Origin of the sequence: Pseudomonas sp. 2848 (genome assembly GCF_003253945.1) — a bacterium.
Classification (GTDB): domain Bacteria; phylum Pseudomonadota; class Gammaproteobacteria; order Pseudomonadales; family Pseudomonadaceae; genus Aquipseudomonas.
This window is the reverse complement of sequence record NZ_QKZD01000014.1, coordinates 113760-119759: the sequence shown is the minus strand read 5'-3', so window position 1 is coordinate 119759 and position 6000 is coordinate 113760. Positions and strand designations below refer to the sequence as shown.

The window sequence follows — 6000 nt, the reverse complement described above, 5'->3', positions numbered from 1 at the left end:
CGATCTCTCGTAGCGGGAGGCGAATCATACAGCGTTACAACCTGCTGTCAACTGCCTTTTTCACCGCTGCCGATCAGATGACCGAAGCACTTCCGATACTACCTGAAACACTCAACTTATTGATTAACAAGAGGTTTTGCGTTTCGACTACGTCGGAAGTGGGGCGCATTATAAGGGGATCTGAAACCCCGTCAACCTTTTATTACAGGATTATGATGCTGGACCGCAGGAAGGCTGCCAGGCGTTCAATCATTCTGAACCTCGTTTACTGAAACCACACCCGACCTTGCCAATCCACACCCTGCTGCGCACTATATTGCGCACCCTTGCGCGCACAACAACGGACCCCAACATGAATACCCCGCACCGCAGCCTGGCCACCACGCTGTTCCCTATCGGCCTGCTGCTGATCGCCATGGCTTCCATCCAGTCCGGAGCCTCGCTGGCCAAGAGCATGTTCCCCATTGTCGGAGCCCAAGGCACCACAGCGCTGCGCCTCATCTTCGCCAGCATCATCATGCTGCTTATATTGAGGCCCTGGCGCGCGCGCCTGGACGCCAGCACCCTGCGCAGCGTGATCATCTACGGCATGGCCCTGGGTGGCATGAACTTCCTCTTCTATATGTCCCTGCGCAGCGTGCCTCTCGGCATCGCCGTGGCACTCGAGTTCACTGGGCCACTCGCGGTGGCGCTGTGGGCCTCGCGACGAGCGCTGGACTTCCTGTGGATCGCCCTGGCAGTCGCCGGGCTGTTGCTGCTGATCCCCGTAGGCCAGACCGGTGGCGGGCTCGACCCGATCGGCGCCGCTTACGCCGTAGGGGCCGGTGTGTGCTGGGCGCTGTATATCCTCTACGGGCAGAAAGCCGGTGCCGAGAACGGCATCCAGACCGCCGCACTGGGCGTAGTGATCGCTGCCTTGTTCGTCGCCCCCATCGGTATCGCCCATGCCGGCACCGCGCTGCTCACCCCTGCCCTGCTGCCCGTAGCCCTGGGCGTGGCGATCCTGTCCACGGCGCTCCCCTACAGCCTGGAAATGGTGGCCCTGACCCGCATGCCCGCACGCACCTTCGGCACCCTGATGAGCATCGAACCAGCCTTTGGCGCATTGTCCGGGTTACTGTTCCTGGGCGAGCAGCTCACGCTCTGGCAGTGGCTGGCCATTCTCGCCATCATCACCGCCTCGGTGGGCGCTACCCTTTCCATGAAACGGGAAGCGGCGCCACCCGTGGCTGCCGACTGATTTGAGAAATATTTTCATTTAGCCAACCTGTAGCCTTGTACCGCCCGGCGTGGCTGATTAAGCTGTCACCAGATCATAATCTTGACGCTATCTACTGAGCGGTACATGGACGCCGGGGATCATCAAGGAAGAGGAAACGCGCAAACGTCAGGTCCGTTAATGTAGTCGGGCCGTATAAGGACAGGAATGAAACGTATTTTGCTCATCCTGGGCATCCTGGTCATCGCTGGATGTGCCGCGACAGCCAATACCGAGGTGAAACGAGGGAAGAAAGGCCTGCATATCAATTGCTCGGGACTCTCCTCGTCGTGGGAGAAGTGCTACAGCAAGGCCGCCAGCTCCTGTAGCAGCAAGGGCTACAAGGTCATCGCCCGCTCCGGTGACTCCGACGAAGAGCCTGGCGATTACGTTTTCGGCATCAACCCTGCCGGATACACCAGCCGCAGCATGATCGTGATTTGCAAGTAACAGATGCATGAAGGGCAGCCAATGGCTGCCCTTTTCACGTTCAGAGAGGCGCGGTCCGCCGCTCCAGCCACGCAAGCGCTTCACCTTCCAGCAAAGGGGCAAGCCGCTCGCGCACCGTCTGGTGATAGCTGTTCAACCAGGCAATATCCTCGCTGCCCAGCGCCTCGACCAACAGGCAGCGCGTGTCGATCGGGCACAGGGTCAAGGTCTCGAACGCCAGGAACTCGCCAAACTCGCTGGTACCGACCTCGCGGTTGACTACCAGGTTTTCGATGCGCACCCCCCACTGCCCTGGTCGGTAGGTCCCCGGCTCGATGGAGCTGATCATCCCCGGTTGCATGGCCGTCTGCGGCGTGGCGGCTGCCTGGTAGGCAATTACCTGCGGACCTTCATGCACATTCATGAAATAGCCGACACCGTGGCCGGTGCCATGCCCGTAATCGACCTGGTCAGCCCAGATCGGCGCCCGGGCGATGGCATCGAGCAGCGGCGAGAGGATCCCACGCGGGAACCTGGCCCTGGACAGCGCGATCATGCCCTTGAGCACCCGCGAGCAATCCGCCTGCTGTTCGCGGCTGGGCTCGCCGATCGGCACCATCCGCGTGATATCGGTTGTTCCGCCCAGGTATTGGCCACCCGAATCGATCAACAGCAGGCCGTTGCCTTCGATCACGGCATGGGACTGCTCGGTGGCGCGGTAGTGCGGCATGGCGCCATTGGCGTTATAGGCCGCGATGGTGGAAAAGCTCAGCGATACAAAGCCCGGACGGCGGGCACGGGCCGCGCTCAACCGCTCATCAATGGTCAGCTCTGTGATGTGCTGGGTCCCTTGGTTCGCTTCGAACCAGGCAAAGAACTCGCACAATGCCGCGCCGTCCTGCTCCATGGCCTGGCGGATATGGGCGAGATCCCCTTCACCCTTGCGCGACTTGCTCAAGGTCGTCGGATTGATGCCCTCGACCAGCCGAACCTGCCCATGCAGGTGATCCAGCAACCCACGGGTGACCCGCGCCGGATCCACCAGCAGGCTGGCCGTGGCCGGAATCGCCGACAACGCGTCGCCGACCGCTGCGTAGTCACGGACCTCGATACCATCGGCCGCCAATACATCGCGCAGGTGCCCATCGACCTTGTCACGCCCAACGAACAGGTACGCCTTGTCCTGGCTGACCAACGCGAAAGAGACGAACACAGGGTTGTAGGAAACGTCGCTGCCACGCAGGTTGAACAGCCAGGCGATATCGTCGAGCGTGGCAATAAAATGCCAGTCGGCGCCTTTTTCCTGCAGGGTGCCCCGCAGCTCGGCAAGCTTTTGCGCACGATTGACGGTCGCATGGGGCGGCAGGTGCTGGTAGACCGGATTGCCCGGCAACAATGGCCGCTCGCTCCAGACCCCGGCCAGCAGATCGATGTCCGTACGCAACTTTGCGCCCCGTGCCTGCAGACGCTCGCTTAGCTGACGGGCTGCGGCCACTGCCATGACCGCGCCGTCCACCGCAACGGTACCATCGACCTCCGCACCCAACCACTCCAACGCGCCTGGCTGGCCGGGCCGCAGCTTCATCAGCTCGATGCCACTGCCGGCCAGTTCCTTGTTCGCTTGTTCCCAATAGCGACTGTCAGCCCAGAGCCCAGCGAAATCCGCCGTGACCACCAACGTGCCCACCGACCCCTCGAAGCCGGACAACCATTGCCGTCCCTGCCAATAGCCAGGCAAGTACTCGGACAAATGCGGGTCGGCCGAAGGCACCAGCAAGGCAGCCACGCCCTCCCGGGCCATGGCCTCGCGCACGCGGGCAAGGCGCGCCGGTACGGGTTCGTGAAGCGGGGACTGACTGTTCATGCGCACTCCTGCGGATAGGTGTCGACGGGTCCAAGCCGTTGATAATGAAACAGCTGGCAGGCGCCCGCAATCACCACGACCGTAACAAGGCATGCATTGCCCCAAGTGCCCTGCCGACCGTCGATCCTTCCTCCTGAACTAAACAGCCTACGCGCCTTCACACCCCTTACACACCCTGCGAACGCGAGGTTGGCCATGCCCCACTCCCGCGCACCGAAAACCGCGGTCGTGCTCCTCGACACCCGGGCGCACACGCCGGACCATGAGCAGGCGACGCACCTGAAAATCGCCCAGTACCTGGCACACCTGCTGGGCATCGATCGGGTCGAGTCAGCGCCCGTGCCCAGCACCGATGCCCGCTGTTACTACGTGCCGAGCGACACCCTGGTCGACCCGACGCGCCAGATGGCACTCGGCATCCATGGCGAAGAGGACCTATTCGGCGGTGCGGTCAGCCATCCACACATGGCCACCAAGGCGATTTCCCATCCCCTGCCAGCCGATGCCAGCTTTCCACCCGGCTGGACGGATGCCTTCGCCCAACTGGCCAGCGACGCCCTGCTGCGCGGCTACACGGTGTTCTCCAAGGCAGACGCGCGCCGCGCCGCCGAGCTGCTGCTGCGCGACGGCCCGGTGCGTGTCAAGCCGGTACTGGCTTGTGCAGGCAGAGGCCAGCAGGTGATCAACGATTCCCAGGCCCTGGAACCGCTACTGCAGGCAATGGACGACGAGGCCCTGGGGCTATGGGGCCTGGTGCTGGAAGAGGACCTGGACGCGGTCGAGACCTTCAGCGTCGGCCAGGTGCGCGTGGCCGGGCTCACCCTCAGTTACCACGGCACCCAGCACTTAACCCGCGACCACGCAGGGACCGAGGTCTACGGCGGCTCCGACCTGGTGGTGGTGCGGGGCGACTACCTGCAACTGCTGCAACTGCCGCTGGACGATCATCTGCGCCTGGCCATCAATCAGGCCATGGCCTACGAACAGGCCGCCGAACGCTACTTCCCTGGCTTCATCGCTTCGCGCCGCAACTACGACATCGCCCGGGGCAACGACCGCCAGGGCCACCTGCGCAGCGGCGTGCTCGAACAGTCGTGGCGCATCGGGGGCGCCAGCCCGGCCGAGGTCCTGGCGCTGTCGACGTTCGCCGGCGACCCGGCCCTGAAGCGGCTATGCGCATCGACCCACGAGGTGTTCGGCCAGGCGCGACTACCCGCCGATGCCACGCTGTTCTATCAGGGGCATGACAGTGAACTTGGACAACTCAGCAAATATGCACGGATACGCGACCATGACCATCGAGAGTGAAACCGTGGAACTGCAAGTCGAAGGGGAAAGCATTGCCGGCACCCTGGTCAGCCCCGGCAGCCGCATGCCAGGGATTCTCTTCGTCCATGGCTGGGGCGGCAGCCAGCAGCGCGACCTGGCCCGTGCCCGGCAGATCACCGGGCTAGGTTGCGTCTGCATGACCTTCGACCTGCGCGGCCATGAAAAGACCGAAAGCCAGCGCCTGAGCGTCACCCGCGAGCAGAACCTCGCCGACCTGCTGGCCGCCTACGACCGGCTCGCCAACCACCCTTCGGTGAACCCCGCCGCCATTGCCGTGATCGGCAGTAGCTACGGTGGCTACCTGGCCACCTTGCTTACCCCGCGCCGGCCGGTCAAATGGCTGGCGCTCAGGGTGCCCGCCCTCTACTGGGACGACGAATGGAACGCGCCCAAGCAGGCCCTCGACCGCCAGCGCCTCAACGCCTACCGCCAGCTCAGCCTTGGCCCGGCCGACAACCGTGCCCTGGCAGCCTGCGCCGAATTTGGCGGCGATGTACTGCTCGTGGAGTCCGAGCAGGACGACTACGTACCTCACAGCACGTTGATGAGTTACCGCTCGGCGTTCGTCAGTGCCCATTCCATGACCCACCGCCTGGTAGACGGCGCCGACCATGCCCTGTCCAGCGAAGAAAGCCAGAAGGCCTACAGCGCGATACTCACGTCCTGGATCAGCGAGATGGTCATTGGTGCCCGCCTGGACCGCTACCCGCACTATGCGCCTTGGTACGCCTGAGCGCTGCCCAACTGGCAGTGCAGGCCACCATCGGCGCCGCGCACAAGGCTGCGCAGGGTCTGGTAGGCGGCGAAATTCACCCCCCGCGCCTGATGCTCGCCCAGCAGGTCGAGGAACGGCTCCTCGATGAAGCTTCCCGCGGCTGCCGCCCACGCCTGGCGCGATTGCCAGCGCAGGAGCTGAAGCACCCGCCGGCCGTCGTCACTAACCTGGATGCTGACGCTCAGCAAGCCGTCGCAGCGTTGCGCCAGGTGCTCGCTGCGCACCACCAGCGCCTCGGCCAGCGCATCCTGGCGCAGCGGTGGCACGTCGTACTCGATCATCTGGGTGAACCACAGGGAATGGGTGTTGGCCGTCATGTTGCTTCTCCTCGTTTCGGGCTCTTGC

Annotated in this window: 7 protein-coding genes; 5 read left to right on the top strand and 2 right to left on the bottom strand. The window is 63.7% G+C overall.

Going from position 1 to position 6000, the window contains the following annotated elements:
• The 3 genes from DFS21_RS26830 to DFS21_RS23365 all read left to right on the top strand — a co-directional run.
• A partial coding sequence (locus tag DFS21_RS26830) for a hypothetical protein (RefSeq protein WP_218281298.1) occupies positions 1-272 on the top strand: 272 nt, incomplete at its 5' end.
• An 80-nt stretch (positions 273-352) separates the two neighbouring features.
• The gene (rhtA, locus tag DFS21_RS23370) at positions 353-1240 is read left to right on the top strand and encodes a threonine/homoserine exporter RhtA (RefSeq protein ID WP_110703577.1); all 888 of its coding nucleotides are present in this window, start codon (positions 353-355) and stop codon (positions 1238-1240) included.
• Between the two features lie 186 nt (positions 1241-1426).
• Positions 1427-1708: a hypothetical protein gene (locus DFS21_RS23365; RefSeq protein WP_110703575.1), complete on the top strand. Its 282-nt coding sequence runs from the start codon at positions 1427-1429 to the stop codon at positions 1706-1708.
• Between the two features lie 40 nt (positions 1709-1748).
• Here DFS21_RS23365 and DFS21_RS23360 read toward each other — a convergent pair whose 3' ends face one another.
• On the bottom strand, positions 1749-3551 hold the full coding sequence (locus DFS21_RS23360) for an aminopeptidase P family protein (protein WP_110703573.1): 1803 nt from the start codon (positions 3549-3551) through the stop codon (positions 1749-1751).
• Between the two features lie 195 nt (positions 3552-3746).
• On the opposite strand from DFS21_RS23360, the gene DFS21_RS23355 reads away from it, so the two are divergent.
• Both DFS21_RS23355 and DFS21_RS23350 read left to right on the top strand, forming a co-directional pair.
• Positions 3747-4859, top strand: coding sequence for a DUF3182 family protein (locus tag DFS21_RS23355; RefSeq protein ID WP_371926925.1), 1113 nt, complete (start codon positions 3747-3749; stop codon positions 4857-4859).
• Positions 4843-5613, top strand: coding sequence for a S9 family peptidase (locus tag DFS21_RS23350; protein ID WP_110703569.1), 771 nt, complete (start codon positions 4843-4845; stop codon positions 5611-5613). The genes DFS21_RS23355 and DFS21_RS23350 overlap by 17 nt, the downstream gene beginning before the upstream one ends.
• Here DFS21_RS23350 and DFS21_RS23345 read toward each other — a convergent pair.
• Entirely contained in the window at positions 5592-5972 is a 381-nt protein-coding gene (locus DFS21_RS23345; RefSeq protein ID WP_110703567.1) for an antibiotic biosynthesis monooxygenase, read from the bottom strand. The genes DFS21_RS23350 and DFS21_RS23345 overlap by 22 nt on opposite strands.
• Between the last annotated feature and the right edge of the window lie 28 nt (positions 5973-6000).